This is a genomic window from Muriicola sp. SD30 (assembly GCF_041205185.1).
GTDB lineage: Bacteria > Bacteroidota > Bacteroidia > Flavobacteriales > Flavobacteriaceae > Muriicola.
This window is the reverse complement of the sequence record NZ_JBGEWB010000003.1, coordinates 64,474-84,196: the sequence shown is the minus strand read 5'-3', so window position 1 is coordinate 84,196 and position 19,723 is coordinate 64,474. Positions and strand designations below refer to the sequence as shown.

At 44.0% G+C, this 19,723-nt stretch carries 11 protein-coding genes; 3 read left to right on the top strand and 8 right to left on the bottom strand.

Annotation, left to right across the window (positions count from 1 at the left end; translation table 11 throughout):
- The first annotated feature begins 98 nt into the window (after positions 1–98).
- Entirely contained in the window at positions 99–1,898 is a 1,800-nt protein-coding gene (locus AB8P51_RS09310) for a glycoside hydrolase family 15 protein (RefSeq protein ID WP_369748556.1), read from the top strand.
- Here the strand turns inward: AB8P51_RS09310 and AB8P51_RS09305 are convergent.
- Positions 1,888–3,324 (bottom strand): aspartate aminotransferase family protein, encoded by a 1,437-nt coding sequence (locus AB8P51_RS09305; RefSeq protein WP_369748555.1) that lies wholly within the window; start codon positions 3,322–3,324, stop codon positions 1,888–1,890. The two genes, AB8P51_RS09310 and AB8P51_RS09305, sit on opposite strands and share 11 nt — an antisense overlap.
- Before the next feature lie 160 nt (positions 3,325–3,484).
- Between AB8P51_RS09305 and AB8P51_RS09300 the strand changes: the two genes are divergently transcribed.
- Positions 3,485–5,506 carry a dihydrofolate reductase gene (locus tag AB8P51_RS09300; RefSeq protein WP_369748554.1) on the top strand — a complete coding sequence of 674 codons (2,022 nt, stop codon included), beginning with the start codon at positions 3,485–3,487 and terminating at the stop codon, positions 5,504–5,506.
- Between the two features lie 67 nt (positions 5,507–5,573).
- Here the strand turns inward: AB8P51_RS09300 and AB8P51_RS09295 are convergent, their stop codons facing one another.
- The 7 genes from AB8P51_RS09295 to AB8P51_RS09265 form a co-directional block, all read right to left on the bottom strand.
- Positions 5,574–7,388 (bottom strand): acyl-CoA dehydrogenase family protein, encoded by a 1,815-nt coding sequence (locus AB8P51_RS09295; RefSeq protein WP_369748553.1) that lies wholly within the window; start codon positions 7,386–7,388, stop codon positions 5,574–5,576.
- 24 nt (positions 7,389–7,412) lie between these two features.
- Positions 7,413–8,603 carry an acetyl-CoA C-acyltransferase gene (locus AB8P51_RS09290; RefSeq protein WP_369748552.1) on the bottom strand — a complete coding sequence of 397 codons (1,191 nt, stop codon included), beginning with the start codon at positions 8,601–8,603 and terminating at the stop codon, positions 7,413–7,415.
- 2 nt (positions 8,604–8,605) lie between these two features.
- Positions 8,606–11,011, bottom strand: a complete 2,406-nt coding sequence (locus AB8P51_RS09285) for a 3-hydroxyacyl-CoA dehydrogenase NAD-binding domain-containing protein (protein WP_369748551.1) — start codon at positions 11,009–11,011, stop codon at positions 8,606–8,608.
- Between the two features lie 14 nt (positions 11,012–11,025).
- Entirely contained in the window at positions 11,026–11,478 is a 453-nt protein-coding gene (locus AB8P51_RS09280) for a MarR family winged helix-turn-helix transcriptional regulator (protein WP_369748550.1), read from the bottom strand.
- 172 nt (positions 11,479–11,650) lie between these two features.
- A complete protein-coding gene (locus AB8P51_RS09275) occupies positions 11,651–13,426 on the bottom strand; it encodes a long-chain fatty acid--CoA ligase (RefSeq protein WP_369748549.1) in 1,776 nt (591 codons plus the stop codon).
- A gap of 166 nt (positions 13,427–13,592) precedes the next feature.
- Positions 13,593–17,246, bottom strand: a complete 3,654-nt coding sequence (gene purL / locus AB8P51_RS09270) for a phosphoribosylformylglycinamidine synthase (RefSeq protein WP_369748548.1) — start codon at positions 17,244–17,246, stop codon at positions 13,593–13,595.
- A gap of 128 nt (positions 17,247–17,374) precedes the next feature.
- A complete protein-coding gene (locus AB8P51_RS09265; protein WP_369748547.1) occupies positions 17,375–18,586 on the bottom strand; it encodes an RsmB/NOP family class I SAM-dependent RNA methyltransferase in 1,212 nt (403 codons plus the stop codon).
- Positions 18,587–18,638: 52 nt separating this feature from the next.
- Between AB8P51_RS09265 and AB8P51_RS09260 the strand changes: the two genes are divergently transcribed.
- Positions 18,639–19,685, top strand: coding sequence for a WD40/YVTN/BNR-like repeat-containing protein (locus AB8P51_RS09260; RefSeq protein WP_369748546.1), 1,047 nt, complete (start codon positions 18,639–18,641; stop codon positions 19,683–19,685).
- Positions 19,686–19,723 lie beyond the last annotated feature (38 nt).

Here is a 19,723-nt window from a genome sequence, read left to right as displayed (position 1 = left end):
TTGAACGTTTTTAACCCTTTTTCTCTTTTGTTTCTCTAAATTTCGACAAATTGAGGCGCAATTGCAATGAAAGCAGAATTTTTACAGCATTCTTATTTATGGACAACTTAGATTACGGAATTATAGGAAATTGCAGGAGTGCTGCACTTGTTTCAAAAACAGGCTCAATTGACTGGTGTTGTTTACCGGAATTCGACTCTTCCTCTGTCTTTGCCAAACTTCTGGACGACGAGATAGGAGGTTGTTTCGGTATAAGAGTAGCTCCTTCCTACGCGATCAAACAACGATATAAAAAAAATACTGCGGTTTTAATTACCGAGTTCAGAGAAGGAGACGATGTGTTTGAAATCCATGACTTCATGCCCAGGTATTTAACTAGTCAAAGTCAATATTACGCTCCTCCTGAAGTTGTGCGATATATTAAGCACATCTCCGGAAAACCAAAGTTTAGTGTGCACTACGAACCTAAACTTGCCTATGCGCAGGGGGAAACAAAGTCCTATATCAAAAAGAATTTTATCGCGAGTTTGACAAAAGGCAAAAATTTTGAAACGGTTTTCTTATACACCTCCTTTAACAAAAATGCTATGATGGAAGGCAGGGAGTTAGAGGTTACGGAGAACGGGTATTTTTTAATTGCCTATAACGAGAAAATTTTCCTACCCAGTACCCGGAAGATCTATCTGGAATTGGAAAGGACCAAGGTCTATTGGTTAAACTGGAGTAACAAAACCCCAAATTATAAGAAATACAATGCACAGATCACCAGAAGCGCGATCACTTTGAAGTTACTTACCTATAACAAATCAGGGGCAGTACTGGCCGCTGCTACTACATCCTTGCCGGAAACTATTGGCGAAGTTAGAAATTGGGATTATCGGTTTTGCTGGATTCGGGATGCTTCTATGGTGATCAAGGTGATGGTAGACCTGGGCCACGTTAATGTTGCGCGTCGTTATCTGCAGTTTATCGTTGATCTCATCCCTGAAAAAGGAGAGAAGCTGCAGATCATGTATGGGATCAACAAAGAGAAAAAACTTACCGAGAAAACCCTGGACCACTTAAAGGGCTACAAGAACTCTAAGCCGGTCAGGATTGGGAATGCCGCCTATAAGCAAAGGCAAAACGACATATACGGCATATTGATGGATGCTATTCACGCCCAACTGAACATCTTCAGTACCAATATTGAAAATGCTGAAGAGCTCTGGGGAATTACCAAAGGTATTGCCTGGATAGTTTCAGAGCACTGGCAGGAACCCGATAAAGGGATTTGGGAATTTAGAGAAGAAGACCGGCATTTTACCTTTTCCAAGGTCTTGTGTTGGGTTGCTATTGATAGGGCGATCAAAGTGGCGCGTATCTTTCGGAAATGGCAGAAGATTGAGAAATGGAGTATGTTAGAGCAGGAGATTAAACAAGACATAATGGACAAGGCCTGGAATGATGATGTTAAGGCTTTTACCCAATCTTATGGTAGCAAAAACCTCGATGCCTCGGTCTTACTTATGGAATCTTACGGATTTATTCCTGCGAGGGATCCAAAGTATATCAGTACTGTAAAGGCAATAGAGAAACATCTGAGCAACGACGGTCTCCTATATAGATATAAAAATAAGGACGATTTTGGTTTGCCCTCTTCTTCTTTTACCATCTGTACGTTCTGGTTTATCAACAGCCTCTTTAAAATTGGAGAAGAAGAAAAGGCACAGAAGCTATTCGACCGTGTTTTGAGTTATGGGAATCATCTGGGATTATTTAGCGAGGATATCGATTTTAAAACCAAACGATTGCTGGGTAATTTTCCTCAGGCTTATTCGCATCTCGCACTTATCGAGTGTGCGATCAACTTTTCCCAAAAAGCTACCGAGCAACGTATTCTGGAGTCTATGAGCTAAGGCCTCGCCTTCCTTTTGATTTAATCAGGGAAAGCAGTTCGTTAAGATGGCCTGTAGTAGTAAAAGGATTCATTATGGTGCAGCGAAGGTATTGTTTTCCTCTGATGCGAGTTTGAACTATATAGAACCTGCCTTCTTCCAGTAACTCCTTCCTGATTCTTTTATTGACTTCATTCGTTTCTTCCTGCGAAAGTCCCGATTGCAGGTAGCGAAAACAGACAATATTAGACTCAGGAATAACTGCCAATTCCATATCAGGATCTTCCAGGACCATCTTTCCAAAGTGTTGTCCCAGATCATATAGAGTAGTCACATTATCATCAAAAACTTCCTCTCCATAGGTCTTTAAAAGAAGAAACCACTGCAGGCTCATCATGGTTTTGGTGCATTCAAATGTCCGTTTTGCCAGATTGAACCAATCTTCATCGTCTGAATGCTGCAGGAGGTATTCTGCTTCCTGACTGAAAATTGTATGAGAGTGCATGCCTTCACGAAAGATGAGCGCAGTGGTAATGGTGGACATCAGCATCATTTTATGCCCGTCAATTACCACAGAATCGGCAAGGTGAATCCCTTTTACAGTCCCTTTGTATTTTTCGGAGAATACTGCGGCCCCGCCGTGAGCTCCGTCTACATGAAACCATAGATCGTGCCTTTTGGAGAACGCGGCAAGGGCTTCAAGGTCGTCGTAAATTCCTGTGGCGGTTGAAGGGGCACTCCCAACCACGGCAAAGACTTCCAATCCTTTATCTTTTGCTTTCTGAAAACTCGACTCCAGTTCAGAGCTGTCTATCTCAAAACCCTCCGTCACCGGAACTTTGATAATTCCGTCACTTCCCAGACCCATGATCCGGGCAGCCCGGTCTACACAGTAATGTGCTTCTTCTGAAACCATAATTGCCAGGGGATTAGAACTTCCTTCCTTCCAGACATCAACCCGCACTTTTGCTTTTCTGGCTGCCAGCAGGGCGGTGAGGTTAGCAAGGGTGCCCCCGGAGGTTAAAATGCCTCTGGAGTCTTTATCAAAACCTATTTTGCCGGCAATCAAATCTGTTATGATTCGTTCTATGGCTGTAGGAGCCATGCCCATTTCATAAACAGCCATTCCATTGTTGAGGATTGAACTTACCAATCCCGACAAGGCAGCAAGCGGTGCAGGGGCACAAACCTGATGGCCGATATATCTCGGATTATGGACATGGGTAGTATGGGAAAGCACTTCCTTAAAAAATTCCTTTTCTGATCCTTGCTGAAGAAACTCGTCCCAGAAAGTTTTTTCATCCTCAGGAAGGTTCCAGTTGATCACCTTTTTATCCTCCTTTTGTTGACACGATTCCAAATGATTCGCCAGCAGGTCGATAAGGGCATGTCCTTGTTCCCGAAATAGTTCGGGCTGATAAACGCGCTTTAATAAAGTGGATTTCATGAGAATGGATAGATGAGGTAGTTTCGCCTAAAGATAAATCTATGTTTTAAAATAAAAGGTGTTTGTAAGCCTGAATTACGAAATGATATAATTAAAAAAAACAACAGAATTGTATCCTAAATCTTTACTTTTGAGGGAGAACGAAAACAGAACTAAAATCATGAAATTACGACATTTTTTAATCGCCTTGCTGGCGATTGGACTCATTTGGTCCTGCCAGGAAAAGGAAACTGCTGAAGCATCTGCGACTACTCAATCAGACACTTTTGAATACTTTGTAGATCAGTTTGCGGATATTCAAATTCTGAGATATCAGATTCCCGGTTTTGACGAACTGACTCTAGACCAAAAGAAACTCGTCTACTACCTCACCCAGGCCGGTCTTGCAGGAAGAGATATCATCTGGGACCAGAATTACAGGTATAATCTGGAAATAAGAAGAGCCCTCGAAAATGTATACCAGAACTATTCAGGAGATAAATCTACAGATGAATGGACGGCATTTGAAACTTATTTGAAACGGATATGGTTTTCCAATGGGATCCACCATCATTATTCAAACGATAAATTAAAACCTGCCTTCAGTCCTGAATACCTTAAAGGCTTACTCGAAGAAACGGATTCAAATCTGGAGGGTGAAGCGTTTGAAGTGATTTTCAATGAAGCAGATGCCAAGAAAGTGAATAAGAAGAAAGGCGTTGATAACGTAGCAGCATCAGCTGTTAATTTTTATGACCCAGGTCTAACCGATGCTGAGGTAGAAGCGTTCTACGCCAGTGCCTACAAAGGTCCGGAAGGAAGACCCGTTGAAACGGGCTTAAACTCCAGGCTTTCAAAAATAAATGGTAAGATCACAGAGGAGGTTTATATGTCGGGTGGACTCTACGGTGAAGCTATAGACGAGATCATCAAATGGCTTGAAAAAGCAAAAGGAGTCGCTGAGAATGAACAACAGGCAAATACTCTGGGACTTCTCATAGAATACTACAAAACAGGTAGTCTTGATACCTGGGATGAATACGCTATTTCCTGGGTGAATTCCAGGGATGGGGACATCGACTGGATCAATGGATTTATTGAAGTGTATAACGACCCGAAGGGATACAAAGGATCCTATGAAAACATTGTACAGCTCAAGGATTTTGAAATGTCCAGACAGATGGCAGTCCTTTCTGAAAACGCCCAGTGGTTTGAAGATGAGTCTCCTTTGATGGAAGCGCATAAAAAGAAAAATGTGGTTGGGGTTTCCTATAAGACCGTTAATGTGGCCGGGGAGGCAGGAGATGCATCTCCCAGTACCCCAATTGGGGTAAACCTGCCCAATAACAACTGGATACGTCAGGAACACGGAAGTAAATCGGTATCTCTGGGTAATATTATTGAGGCCTATAGCAATGCAGGTGGATCAGGCAGGTTAAAAGAATACGCTCATGATGAAGAAGAAATAGCCAGAGAGATCAAATATGGTAAGACCGCTTCTAAACTGCTTACGGCATTACACGAGGTAGTAGGTCATGCTTCGGGTCAGCTCAATGAAGGCGTAGGTCAGCCTAAAGAAACCCTGAAGAATTATGCCTCTACGATGGAAGAGGGGAGGGCAGACCTCGTTGGATTGTATTATTTAATGGACCCTAAATTGCAGGAACTGGGCCTGACAGATGACTGGAAGGAGTTGGGTATGACAGCCTTTGATCGCTATATCAGAAATGGCTTGGTTACCCAGTTGATCAGGATTGAATTAGGGGATGACATTGAAGAAGACCATATGGTTAACAGGCAATGGGTATCTGCCTGGGTATTCGAAAAAGGAAAAGATGAGAATGTTATAGAGAAGGTAGTTCGAGACGGTAAAACGTATTACAACATCAACGACTATTCTAAACTCAGGGAACTCTTTGGGCAGTTGCTAAGGGAAACCCAGCGAATTAAGTCGGAAGGTGATTTCCAAGCGGCTCAGGATCTTGTAGAAGGGTATGGGGTAAAGGTAGATCAGAAATTGCACGCTGAGGTATTGGAGAGGAATAAGGCTTTTAAAACGCCTCCCTATAGCGGATTCGTCAATCCGGTTCTGCTTCCTGAGACCGATGCGGACGGGGAGATTACAGATATAAAATTGCTGCAACCCGAAACTTTTGTTGAGCAAATGCTTTCATATTCAGGCACTTATAGTTTTTTAAACTAGTAAGCCCACAATAAGTAAACAAAAAACCGCCCTTTTGAGGCGGTTTTTTTATTATGAATGACCTTTTTTATGAGTCGAAGGTATACGCATTATCTGCTGCCACTTTATCTGCAATTTTATTGCGAAGGGCCACAACATTGGGCTGATTGGTGTATTTGGTAAACCTTTTTAAGCCCATCAGCATCATTCGCTGTTCGTCTCCTTCTGCAAATGATACGATCGCCTCTTTTCCTTTCTTAATGATAATGTCAACAGATTCGTACAAATACAACTGAGTCATGGCAATTTCGATTTCCTGTGATGCTTCTCCATTGCGCTTAGCGTTCTTTTCGGTACGCAGGAGCGTTGATTCAGCCATATAGATTTCGATCAGAATATCAGCAGCAGCGAGCAGCAGCTGTTGATGTGATTCCAGATCCGGCCCAAATTTTTGCACGGCACTACCGGCCACCATAAGGAAAACTTTTTTCAATCTGGTGATTAGGTCTTTTTCTTCAGCGAAGAGTTCAGAAAAATCAGGAGTCTCGAAAGAAGGAATACCCATCAATTCTTCGCCTACCGCCGTTGCAGGTCCCAGAAGGTCTACATGTCCTTTCATCGCCTTTTTGACCAGCATACCTACAGCGAGCATTCGGTTAATTTCATTGGTTCCTTCATAGATCCTGGAAATTCGCGCATCCCTCCAGGCCTTTTCCATAGGAGTATCGGCACTAAAGCCCATTCCTCCAAAGATCTGAATACCTTCATCTGTAGTATTCTGAACATCTTCGGAAACAGCAACCTTTAGTATAGAGCATTCAATGGCGTATTCTTCAACACCTTTCAGTTCTGCTTCCTGATGTGTATTACCTTCAGCTTCTCTGATCGCGATTCTGTCTTCGATATTCTTCGCAGCCCTATAACAGGCAGATTCACCCGCATAGGCATTGATGGCCATTTGAGCGATCTTGGCTTTGATAGCCCCAAAATTGATGATAGGGGTTTTAAACTGAACACGTTCGTTGGCGTAGTTCACTGCTTCGTTAAGTACACGGCGCTGAGCTTCAAGACAGGCAGCCGCAAGTTTTATCCTTCCAACATTAAGGGCATTCATGGCAATCTTAAACCCATTTCCCCTTTCGGAAAGCATATTTTCAACAGGAACTTTAGTTTCGTTGAAGAACACCTGGCGGGTGGAAGACGAATGTATTCCCAGTTTCTTTTCTTCCTCTCCCATGGAAATTCCGTTTTCCGGATCGTTTTCTACAATAAAGCCGGTAATATTCTTATCGTCTTCAATTCGCGCAAAGACGATAAACAGATTACAGAATCCGGCGTTGGAGATCCACATTTTCTGGCCGGTGATGTTGTAGAATTTTCCATCTTTTGAGAGAACGGCCTTTGTTTTTCCAGAATTGGCATCTGAACCGGCCCCTGGTTCTGTAAGGCAATAGGCACCAAACCATTCTCCGGTGGCCAGTTTGGGCACGTATTTTTTCTTTTGCTCTTCGGTTCCGTATAAGGTGATAGGCAGTGTGCCGATCCCAGTATGTGCTCCGAATGCTGTGCTGAAAGAGCCGGTAGCTCCGGAGATATAATCGCATACCAGCATAGTGGAGACAAAGCCCATGCCCATTCCGCCGTAGGCTTCAGGGACAGCAATACTCAGAAATCCGAGTTCTCCTGCCTTAAGCATGCATTCTTTGGTGAATTCATAGTCTTTGTTTTCAAATCGCTCCCAATGGGCCCAAAGTTCACGATCAACAAACTCCTTGGTGCTTTCACGCATCATCTTTTGTTCCTCATTGAGGTCCTCCAATGTAAAAACGTCTTCGCATTTGGTTTCCTTGACGAGGAACTGGCCTCCTCTTAAAATATCTTTGTTTACTGTTTCGGTACTCATGGTTGTAAATATTTTGTAGGTGTGTTAATTCAAAAATTCAAAAATTCCTGCCGCTCCCTGTCCGGTTCCAACGCACATGGTGACAAGGCCGTGTTTACCTTTCATATTTCGCTTGCGCATTTCGTCAAATAACTGAACCGATAATTTAGCACCGGTACATCCAAGGGGGTGACCCAGGGCAATAGCGCCTCCGTTCACGTTCACAATTTCCTGGTTGAGATCTAATTCCCGTATCACAGCCAGTGACTGGGAAGCAAAGGCTTCGTTTAATTCGATCAACTCAAGTTGTGATTGCTTCATCCCTGCTTGCTTAAGAGCCTTGGGAATAGCCTTAACAGGTCCGATTCCCATAATCCTGGGCTCTACACCGGCGGCTGCGTAATTCACCAATCGTGCGATGGGTTCTAAATTAAGTTCCTTGACCATTTCCTCACTCATGACCAGAACAAATGCGGCCCCATCACTCATCTGGGAAGAATTTCCTGCGGTTACGCTACCTCCTGCTGCAAATACAGGACGGAGTTTGGCCAAAACCTCTTTTGAAGTGTCAGCTCGGGGACCTTCATCTTTTTTTACGGTGTAAGTGGTGCTTTCTTTTTTCCCCGCGGCATTGACGAAGGTGTGTTCAACTTCTATAGGAACGATCTGATCGTCAAACTTACCTTCCTTTTGAGCCTTAAGGGCTTTCATGTGCGAATTGTAAGCAAACTCATCCTGATCTTCCCGAGATACTTTAAATTGTTCTGCAACTGCTTCGGCGGTTAATCCCATACCCCAGTAATAATCTTCATTTCCTTCCTTGGCAACTGAATAATCGGGAGTAGGTTTGTATCCACCCATGGGGATATAACTCATACTTTCGGCCCCACCTGCAATGATGCAATCTGCCATTCCCGACTGTATTTTTGCCGTGGCAATACCTATGGTTTCCAACCCGGATGCACAATAACGGTTTACAGTTACTCCGGGGACATCTTCGATCTTCAATCCCATCAGGGAGATAAGTCGGGCCACATTAAGACCTTGTTCCGCCTCCGGCATGGCGTTCCCAACAATGACATCATCAATTCTCTTTTTATCCAGCTGAGGTACTTCCTTCATCAGGTACTCAATGGTCTCCGCAGCCAGTTCATCTGGTCGTTTAAATCGGAATAATCCTTTGGGGGCTTTTCCAACGGCGGTCCTGTAGGCTTTTACTATATATGCAGTTTTCATCTTTAGTTTCTTAGGGGTTTACCAGTTTTTAGCATGTGTTGTATTCTCTCCAATGTTTTTCTTTCGGTACAAAGTGATAAAAAAGCTTCACGTTCAATATCGAGCAGGTATTGCTCACTCACATAACTTGTTTCAGAAAGATCTCCCCCTGCCATCACATAAGCGAGTTTGTTGGCAATCTTTTTATCGTGTTCAGAAATGTAATGTCCGGCCTCCATGGAGTCTGTTCCAACAAGGAACATTCCCAGTGCTTGTTTTCCGAGGACTTTTACATCCTTTCTTCGGATAGGTTGGGTATAACCCGATTCAGCCATGAGTTTGGCATAGGCTTTCGCCGTGGCGATCTGACGATCTTTATTTACAACAACTACGTCTTTACCTTTCTGTAAAATCCCCAGGTCAAATGCTTCGTAGGCAGAGGTGGAAACTTTTGCCATTCCTATAGTTAAAAAGTATTCCTGAAGTACATTTAGTTCCACATCATTTTTTCTAAAAGTATCTGACGCTCTCAGAGCCATTTCCTTGGATCCGCCTCCACCTGGGATAACACCAACGCCGAATTCTACCAGACCGATATATGTCTCGGCAGCAGCTACTACTTTATCTGCATGCAGAGATAGTTCACAGCCTCCTCCCAGGCACATCCCGTGGGGTGCTGAAATAGTAGGAATAGATGAATAGCGCATCCGCATCATGGTATCCTGGAACATTTTTACGGCCATATTAAGCTCATCGTATTCCTGTTCAACGGCCATCATAAAAATCATACCGATGTTGGCTCCTACTGAAAAATTCGCAGCCTGATTTCCTACAACAAGCCCCTGAAAATCTTTTTCCGCAAGGTCGATTCCTTTATTGATACCGGCCAGGACATCGCCCCCAATGGTGTTCATTTTAGACTGAAATTCAACATTGAGGATACCATCTCCGAGGTCTTCGATCACTACTCCACTATTTTTAAATACCTCCTTGGTTTTCCGGATGTTGTCGAGTATAATAAAAGCATCCTGCCCTGGTACTTTTACCATGGATTTCTTCTGAACATCATAGAAATAAGTGGCTCCGTCTTTTACTTCGTAGAACGACTTTACACCGGCTGATTTCATTTCCTCTACCCAGGCTGCTGCCTTCTGACCTTCGGCGGCTATTAGTTCCAGGCCTTTGTCTAATCCAATGGCATCCCAGATCTGGAATGGCCCGTGTTCCCAGCCAAAGCCAGCTTTCATAGCATCGTCAATCTTGTATAGTTCGTCTGAAATTTCAGGAATTCGGTGGGTAACATAAGCGAAGAGTACTCCAAAACTTTTACGGTAGAATTCACCTGCTTTATCTTTCCCTCCGACAAGGATACTAAAGCGGTCGATTACCTTATCTACGGATTTGGTCAACTCCAGAGTTCCAAATTTCGCGCTCTTTTTTGAGCGGTAGTCCATAGAGTCAAGATCTAAGGTTAAGATCTCACTCTTGCCTTTGTCATTTTTTACCTTCTTATAGAAACCCTGGCCCGATTTACTTCCGTACCATTTGTTCTCTGCCATGGTCTCAATAAACTCGGGAAGTTTAAAGAGTTCATGACGCTCGTCTTTTGGGCAATTTTCGTGAATTCCATTCGCCACATGTACAAGGGTATCGAGACCTACGACATCCACTGTTCGGAAAGTAGCCGATTTAGGCCTTCCGATTACGGGACCGGTAAGTTTGTCTACTTCCTCCACTGTTAGGTCTAGTTCCTTAACGGCATGGAAAAGGCTCATAATACTGAAGATCCCGATCCTGTTTCCTATGAAGGCCGGTGTATCTTTGGCAACCACAGAAGTTTTACCCAGGAATTTCTCCCCGTAACTATTGAGGAATTCAAGTACCTCTAGTTTAGTTTTAGGTCCGGGAATGATCTCAAAGAGTTTGAGATATCTCGCCGGGTTGAAAAAGTGAGTTCCACAGAAATGTTGTTGAAAGTCTTCTGATCTTCCCTCACTCATAAAGTGTATTGGAATCCCGGAGGTGTTTGATGTGATCAGAGTGCCGGGAGTCCTGTGTTTTTCCAGACTCTCGAAGACCTGTTTTTTAATGTCTAGGCGTTCCACTACGACTTCAATGATCCAGTCGACCCCGGCTACTTTGGCGATATCATCCTCGAGATTTCCCGTCGTAATCCTTTTGGAAAAATCCTTGTGATAGATGGGGGAGGGCTTGGATCTCAGAGCTGCGGTCAGGGAATCATTTACCAAACGGTTCCTTACGGCTGCATCCTTAAGACTGAGTCCTTTGGCTTTTTCTTTGTCTGTCAGTTCGCGCGGAACAATATCGAGTAACAGGACTTCGACACCGATATTGGCAAAATGACAGGCAATGCCACTTCCCATGATCCCGGATCCGATAACTGCTACTTTTTTAATATGCTTGTTCATTGATGAGAATTGAGTTATTTAGTTGTTGTTTCCGTATTGAAAATTTTCTTTTCGGCGACGATGTGATTAATTGTATCCATCACTTCAAAGAAACTGTTGAGCTGTTCCTGAGATAATTGTTCTTTCACAACTTCATTGAACTTAAGTACCACATCTTTAGAATCCTTTCGTTTCTCTAATCCGAAAGGGGTTAGATAAATAAGGACTCCTCTTCCGTCATCAGGATTTGGCCTGCGTTCAATCAGTCCTTTCTCCTCCATACTCTTGAGGATTCGTGACAAACTTGTGGCTTCCATCCCCATTTTTGGCCCCAGGGAAGTTGAAGGCGTTCCTTTTTTCGGGTCAATACTCAAAAGCGTGAAACCAACCGCCATGGTTGAACCAAACTTCTTGGCCTCTTCATTGTACATTCTCACCACGGATTGCCATGTGGCGCGCAGGGCGTAATCAATCGTTATCTCTTGCATAAGTCATCTAAACCAGTCAAAGATATAAAAAATTTATTATGCATGCATAATAAATTAGTTAAAATATCCTGATGGATAGCAACGATCTTTCTGATTAATATTTAAAGGAATACTATGGCTTTAGTTCTCGCATGGATAAAACCGGATAGAAGGGAATTACTTTAAAGATATACTAATCTGAGTGGCCGTAGATGTCGTTGTAGAGATTGCGATATTTCTCTTTCACGATCTTCCGTTTTAATTTCATGGTAGGGGTGAGGTGCCCTCCTTCAACCGTCCAGACATCAGGAGTTAATCTGAACGACTTCACTTTTTCCCACTTGGCAAATTGTTCATTTGCCTCATCTACTTCTTTCTGAATTCTTTTCTGGATTTCCTGGTCCCTGACAATCTCTTCAGGACTGCTTAGATCTTTATGGTGTCTTTTAACCCATTCACTCAAAAATTCGAAGTTAGGTTGTATAAGGGCAGCCGGCATTTTCTCTCCTTCACCTACTACCATTACCTGCTCTATAAACCTGCTTTGTTTAAGTCGGTTCTCCAGGAGCTGCGGGGCAACGTATTTCCCCCCTGAAGTCTTAAACATTTCTTTTTTACGGTCTGTGATCTTTAAAAAGCCCTCTTCGTCAATTTCGCCTATATCTCCCGTGTGAAAATACCCATCTTGCAATACTTCTTTTGTCTTTTCTGGATCTTTGTAATACCCCATCATTACGTTAGGGCCTTTGCACAAAATTTCCCCATCAGATGCGATTTTGATCTCCACATCCTCAATAATCTTACCTACAGTTCCTATTTTCCAGCCACGGTTGCGCTGATCGTTTACCGAGATGACGGGGGAAGTTTCCGTGAGTCCGTATCCTTCCATCACGGGGATTCCAGCTGCACCGAATATCCGACTTAACCTTGTTTGCAGGGCTGCACTTCCGGAAACCATGGTTTCAAGATTCCCTCCCAGTCCTTCCTTCCATTTACTGAAAATGAGTTTCCTGGCGATTCCCAGTCTTTTTTCATACCACCAGCCGTTGGCTCCATAGGGTTCATACTTCAATCCCAGTTCAACAGCCCAGAAGAAGAGCTTTTTCTTTATCCCGGATAAATCGGCACCCTTTGCTATGATCTTATCGTATACCTTCTCCAGTAATCTGGGTACAACTGTCATTACATTGGGTTTTATCTCCTTGAGATTGTCACTGATTTTATCCAGCCCCTCAGCGAAGTACACAGTGATACCACAGTACTGATACAGATACAGGATCATCCTTTCGAAGATATGACAGACAGGGAGAAAACTGAGGGAGGTACTTCCCTGATTGAAGGGAACCCTCGGTTTGCTGGCAAGGACGTTTGATACTATATTGTTATGGGATAGCATCACTCCTTTAGGCCTTCCTGTAGTACCTGAAGTGTAGATAAGGGTGGCAAGGTCTTCAGGCTGAACCTTTTCTTTCCGTGCTTCAACCTCTGCTTGCAGGCTCTCATCCTCCCCTAGGCGGAGTAATTCTGTCCAATGGTTACAGCTATCAATCTCATCAAAAGAATAGACGTTTTTCAGGCCCGGAACATCGGCTTTTATACTGTTCACTTTCTCCAGTACTTCCGTACAGGAGACAAAGCAGTAAGTTGCTTCAGAATGATTCAGGATATAGGCGTAATCTTCTTCTGAAATGGTAGGGTAAATAGGAACATTCTGCGCCCCGATTTGCAATATGGCAATGTCCATGATATTCCATTCCGTTCGGTTGGTCATGGAGATCACGGCGATCTTCTCTCCAGCCTTTACCCCTAGTTTTATAAGGGCCCGACTCGCAGTATTTGCTTTCGATATATAGTCTTTAGTAGAGGTGGCCACCCATTCCCCTTTGTACTTGCTTACAAAGGCTTTTTCCAGAGGAAAATTCTCATTTTGGTAATGTGGGATGTCGAAAAGACGGGTGACTGTTTGCATACTTTGGTATTATGGTCTTTGCAAAGTAAGAAAAGGGAGTGGGATTTTAAAACAAGATTGCTAAAATTGAAAGCCAAAAATTGCCAGATTGTAAAAATCCAACTTATTTGGCAGTCGATATGGACACCTTTTCATTGAATTATGCAATAACCGGGTAGGTAAGCGCTTACCTATTTTCCAGCCACTTTCTTGCGTTTACAAAAGCTTCAAGCCAGGGCGACACTTCGTCTTTTCCTGAAGGATAATGCGCCCAGTTCCACGGAAAAATACTCCGCTCAATGTGGGGCATGGTTACCAGATGCCTTCCGGAAGGATCGCAGAGCATTGCGACATTGTAATCACTGCCATTGGGGTTGGCCGGATATTGGTCATATCCGTAGGTCGCGACAATGCCATATCGGTTTGCAGGGTAGGGCAGGGAAAATTTACCTTCTCCATGCGAAATCCAGACTCCCAACGTGCTCCCTTCGAGAGAAGCTAACATTACCGAATTGTTCTTTTCAATACAGACGGAGGTAAAATTGCTTTCGTGTTTATGTGAATCGTTGTAGGTCATTTTTCCATGTACCTCATGCTCCGGATTGATCAGCTCCAATTCCATAAACAGCTGGCAGCCGTTACAAATACCTACAGAGAGCGTGTCCGGTCTTGAAAAAAACCTTTGCAGCGCAAGTTGCGCCTTTTCATTGTACTTAAAAGCCCCGGCCCAGCCCTTGGCACTGCCTAAAACATCCGAATTGGAGAAACCTCCTACTGCACCTATAAACTGAATATCCTCAAGGGTTTCCCGCCCACTGATCAAGTCGGTCATATGCACGTCCTTTACATCGAATCCGGCAAGAAACATAGCGTTGGCCATTTCCCTTTCTGAATTGCTGCCTTTTTCCCTTAAGATGGCAGCCTTGGGTCTGGATCCCTGAAAAACGGGTAATTTTCCTTCAAAATGTTCAGGGAAGCGGTATATCAAAGGCTGATTCTTATAATTCTCATACCGCTGCCTGGCAAGGTCTCCCGAGGTCTGTTTCTGATCGAGCAGATAGGATGTTTTAAACCACAGATCCCGCTGTTCATATATATTCAAAACAACCCGGTCTTCACCGTTTATAATGGCAAGTTCTGGTTTTTCAACAACTGAACCTATACGATAAAACTCGATCTTGTTTTTCTCAAAAGCCTTTTCAACCGCAGAACTTCTGGCCTGAATAACCACTGCTGCATTTTCAGCAAATAATAACTTTGTGGTATCCTTTTCACCGAGGGATGAAAGGTCGAGCTTTGCCCCCAGTTGATTGTCCGCAAAGCACATTTCAAGCAAGGTGGTGATAAGTCCGCCTGAAGCCACATCATGACCAGCCACTATTTCTTCTTCCTTTACAAGTTCCTGCAAGGTATTGAAGGTCTTTTTGAAATTTTCAGCATCTCTTATGGTAGGTGCATCAGCGCCCACCTTGTTTAAACTCTGTGCAAAGGAGGATCCGCCAAGTTTAAAGCTGTCCTGTGAGAAATTAATGTAGTAGATACTGCCGTTTCTTTTCTTAAAAACCGGTTCCACTACTTTTTTCACGTCGCTGCAATGGGCTGCCGCAGAAATAATCACGGTTCCGGGTGAGAGCACTTCCTGGTCTTTGTATTTCTGTTTCATGGAAAGCGAATCCTTTCCTGTAGGAACATTGATCCCCAGCGCTATGGAAAAATCAGATACAGCGCTTACGGCTTCGAACAGGCGGGCATCTTCTCCAGTGTTACGGCAGGGCCACATCCAGTTAGCCGATAGGGAAACCGATGCTAGACCGTCCTCAAGGGGCGCCCAGACTATATTGGTAAGTGCTTCGGCAATACTGTTGAGACTTCCCGCTGTTGGATCGATCAGGCCGGAAACAGGGGAGTGCCCAATACTCGTTGCTATCCCTTCTTTCCCTTTAAAATCGAGCGCCATCACCCCCACGTTGTTTAGAGGCAACTGTAAAGGACCTGCACATTGCTGTTTAGCCACTCTGCCGCCCACACACCTGTCGACTTTATTGGTGAGCCAGTCTTTACACGCCACGGCTTCGAGCTGTAAAACATCTCCAAGATATTTTTTGAACTGCCCGAAGGCGTATTCGGGAGCCTCATATGTCCTGCTTACAGATGTATCGGTCATAATGGTTTTAGGAGAACTTCCAAACATGTCCGCCAGGTCCAGATCCATCGGTTTTTCATTTCGCTTAATGGATTCAAAGGTAAACCTGTTGTCTCCGGTTGCGACACCAACCTTATACATGGGAGCCCGTTCTCTTGATGCGATACGTTCGAGAAAGGCGCAGTCTTTTTCTCCAATCACTAATCCCATACGTTCCTGAGATTCGTTTCCGATAATCTCTTTTGCAGAGAGGGTGGGATCTCCTATAGGCAGCTTGTCCATATCTATTTTACCACCAGTTTCCTCCACGAGTTCAGACAAGCAATTGAGATGGCCACCTGCCCCATGGTCGTGAATAGATACTACGGGATTGTGATCATTTTCTACCAGGCCACGAATAGCATTGGCAGCCCTTTTCTGCATTTCCGGGTTGGATCTTTGTACGGCATTGAGTTCTATGGCAGAACTGAATTCTCCGGTATCAGCACTGGATACGGCAGCTCCACCCATCCCGATACGGTAATTATCCCCGCCTAAAATCACGATCTTATCTCCCTTATTGGGCTTGTCTTTCAGGGCCTGATCTGCTTTGCCATACCCGATTCCACCGGCTAACATGATCACTTTATCATATCCCAGCATGCGCTGATGTTCCTGGTGCTCAAAAGTGAGTACTGAACCGGCGATTAGTGGCTGGCCGAATTTATTTCCAAAATCAGAAGCCCCGTTCGAGGCCTTGATCAGAATATCCATAGGCGTTTGATATAACCAGGGCCTGGCTGCATTTGCCTGTTCCCAGGGCCGATCTTCTTCCAGTCGGGAATAAGACGTCATATAGACGGCGGTCCCTGCCAGGGGAAGCGATCCTTTACCCCCTGCTAGTCGATCTCTGATTTCCCCTCCTGAGCCAGTTGCAGCCCCATTGAAGGGTTCTACGGTAGTGGGAAAATTATGTGTCTCTGCCTTAAGAGAAAGAACCGATTCGAATTTGGTTTCTTTGTAATAATCGGGTTTATCGGGAGTAGCCGGCGCAAACTGCACGGCTTGCGGACCTTTGATAAAGGCCACATTATCTTTATAAGCAGATACTATGTTATTCGGATTTTTTTCTGAGGTCTTTCTGATTAGTTTAAAGAGGGAGGAAGACTTCTCTTCTCCATCGATGACAAAAACCCCATTGAAGATTTTATGACGGCAGTGTTCTGAATTTACCTGACTAAAGCCGAAGACTTCAGAATCAGTCAGTGGCCTTCCCAGTTTTTCTGAAAGATTTTCCAGGTAGGCTACCTCTTCTGGACTCAGGGCCAGGCCTTCCTTTTGGTTATAGGCCGCAATATCTGATATAGGCAAAATAGTTTCTATCTCCACTGCTATAGTGAAGATATCCTGTGTAAGGGAACTATACTTCTGGGAAAGCATAGGGTCGTAATCCTTGTAGCCTTCAGTTACAGCCTGAAATTCTTCAATCCTGCTTATCCCGGTGACACCCATGTTTTGGGTAATCTCAGTGGCATTGGTACTCCAGGGAGTTACCATTGCTGCCCTTGGTCCAATAAAAAAAGCGTCGACAGACGCTGAAGTTATCAGATGCTGATTGCCGAACAGCCAGCTTAGTTTCCCCATGTCGGGTTCGCTTAGTTCTTTTTGCGATTCTACCGCATAAACTTTATCAGAAGGATCCCCGAAAAAATAGATCATAAACCAGGTTTAAACAGGATTTTAAGAGCCCAAATTTACATTAAATCTGTCGCTTTTTAACATCGACCTATCAACAGTTTTCAAGGGTCATTGTTCATTACTTTACCCTTCTCAGATAACAGAAATGATCAATCCCTTTGCAGTAAAGCGATATAAAAGCCGTCATATCCTGATTTATGAGCATAGATATGCCGCTCTTCTGTGAGTGAAAACAATCTTCCCTCTTCAGAGTCTAAAAAGTTTTTTATTTGCTGGTCATTTTCTTGTGGCAGTACTGAACAGGTGGCATATACCAATTTCCCCTTTGGTTTAACCATCTTGCTGTAGTCTTTTAAAAGCTCTCTCTGGGTGGTAGTTAGCTTTTCCAGGTCCTCCGGTTGGAGTTTCCATTTAGTATCGGGGTTTCTTTTGAGAACACCAAGGCCTGAACAGGGAGCGTCAATAAGCACTCTATCTGCCTTCTGATGAAGTTTTTTAATCACCTTTGAGGAGTCGATTAACCTGGTTTCCAGATTGTGAGCTCCGTTTCTTCGGGCACGCCGCTTTAGTTCATGAAGTTTTTTTTGATAGATATCCAGGGCGATTAATTGTCCCTTATTTTCCATCAGGGCTGCTAGATGCAGTGATTTACCTCCGGCTCCGGCACATGCATCTACAACTCTCAGACCCGCCGCAACATCCAGCATGGGAGCAACGAGCTGGGAAGAGGCATCCTGCACCTCAAACCACCCGTCCTTAAAGGCCTGCGTTGTAAAGACATTTGTTCTCTCTCTTAAAACCAGGGCATGCGGGTATCCCGAAATAGGATCTGTAGGGATTCCTTCCTCCTCTAATCGCTGTCTCAGGTATGGCACGGATGTTTTAAGAGTATTGGTTCTTAACACTACGGGTGCCAGCTGATTCAGTGCATTTAATTCCTTCTCCCAGAATTTTTCCCCGAAGGCTTTTAGTCCCAAATCATCTATCCAGTCGGGGATAGATTCTCTGTATTTCCTCAATTTTGATAATTCATCAAAGCGTCCTTTGATCCTCCTTGTGGGGGTGTCTTCCAGTTGCTTCCAATTGGGAAGTGGTATACCGCGTAGGACTGCCCAGACAGAAAACAGCCTAAAAAAATTAGCCCGGCTGTATGGTTCTTTTACTTCTGCTATTTCTGCATACAATCGTTTCCATCGAACGATATCGTATATGGTTTCGGCGATAAAACCCCTGTCTCTGGAGCCCCAGCGTTTGTCTATTTTCAAGGTTTGTTCAACCGCCTTGGAAGCGTAAACTCCTTCATTGAAAATCAGCTGTAGTCCGTCTACTACGGCAAATACCAGATTCCTGTGTAAGCGCATGGGAAAATTTTAGGTTGCAAAGGTACCGTTTTAGATAGGAAACCCTTTATTTTTGAGGAAATTATATCTGATGCGATCTTTAATTTCCTTCTGTTTTTTCCTTCTATTTTTAAGTTGTTCTGATAACCCATCTACACAACATTTCAGCAGTGTTGAAATCGAGGATCTTTTTACTGATTCGGTGAGCATACGGGCATTGGAAGTTATGGATGGGAGTGTTGCTTTTGCCGGAACAGGGGGAGTTTTCGGAGCTATTGATTTATCCACAGAGCAAATTAGAGCAAAACAGCAGCGGTACGATACTTTATATCCTGAATTCAGGGCAGTGGGGCATACTCAATCCGACTTTTTTATGTTGTCTGCAGGCAGGCCTGCCTTGTTGTTTAAAACCGGGAATCAGGGTCTGATGGAATTGGTCTATAAAGAAGATAAAGAAGGGGTGTTTTACGATTCAATGGCCTTCTGGAATAATAGTGAAGGACTTGCTATTGGAGATGAGATGGACGGGTGCCTGTCTTTACTTGTTACGCGTGATGGGGGTTCCAGCTGGAGAAAAATACCCTGTTCAGAATTACCTAAGGCCATTCCCGGGGAGGGTGCTTTTGCTGCCAGTAACACAAATATTGCACTTTTTGAAGATAAGGCTTGGATTGGGACTACCGAAGGCAGGATCTTTTATTCGCCTGATAAGGGAAGTACCTGGGAAGTTTTTAAAACACCTATAAATAGTAAGGAACCTACACAGGGTATTTATAGCCTGCATTTCACATCGGAAAACAAGGGTATTGCTATGGGGGGAGATTACACAGAACCAGAAGGTAAGACAGGGAATAAAGCCCTTACTCTTGATGGTGGAAAAACCTGGAGCCTTGTGGCCGACGGAGATATTCCCGGTTATACAAGTTGCGTTCAGTTTGTTCCGGGTAGTGGGGGTAATGGGATTATGGCGGTCTCTTACTCAGGGGTTAGCTATTCCGCTAATATGGGAAAACAATGGACAAAACTCTCTGAAGAACCTTTTTACACCCTGCGGTTTGTCAATGATTCAACTGCTTACGCCGCTGGTAAATTCAGGATTTCCAGGCTAAGCTTTAAATAGAGAAAAGGGCAGACAATGTCTACCCTTTCCTGACTAAC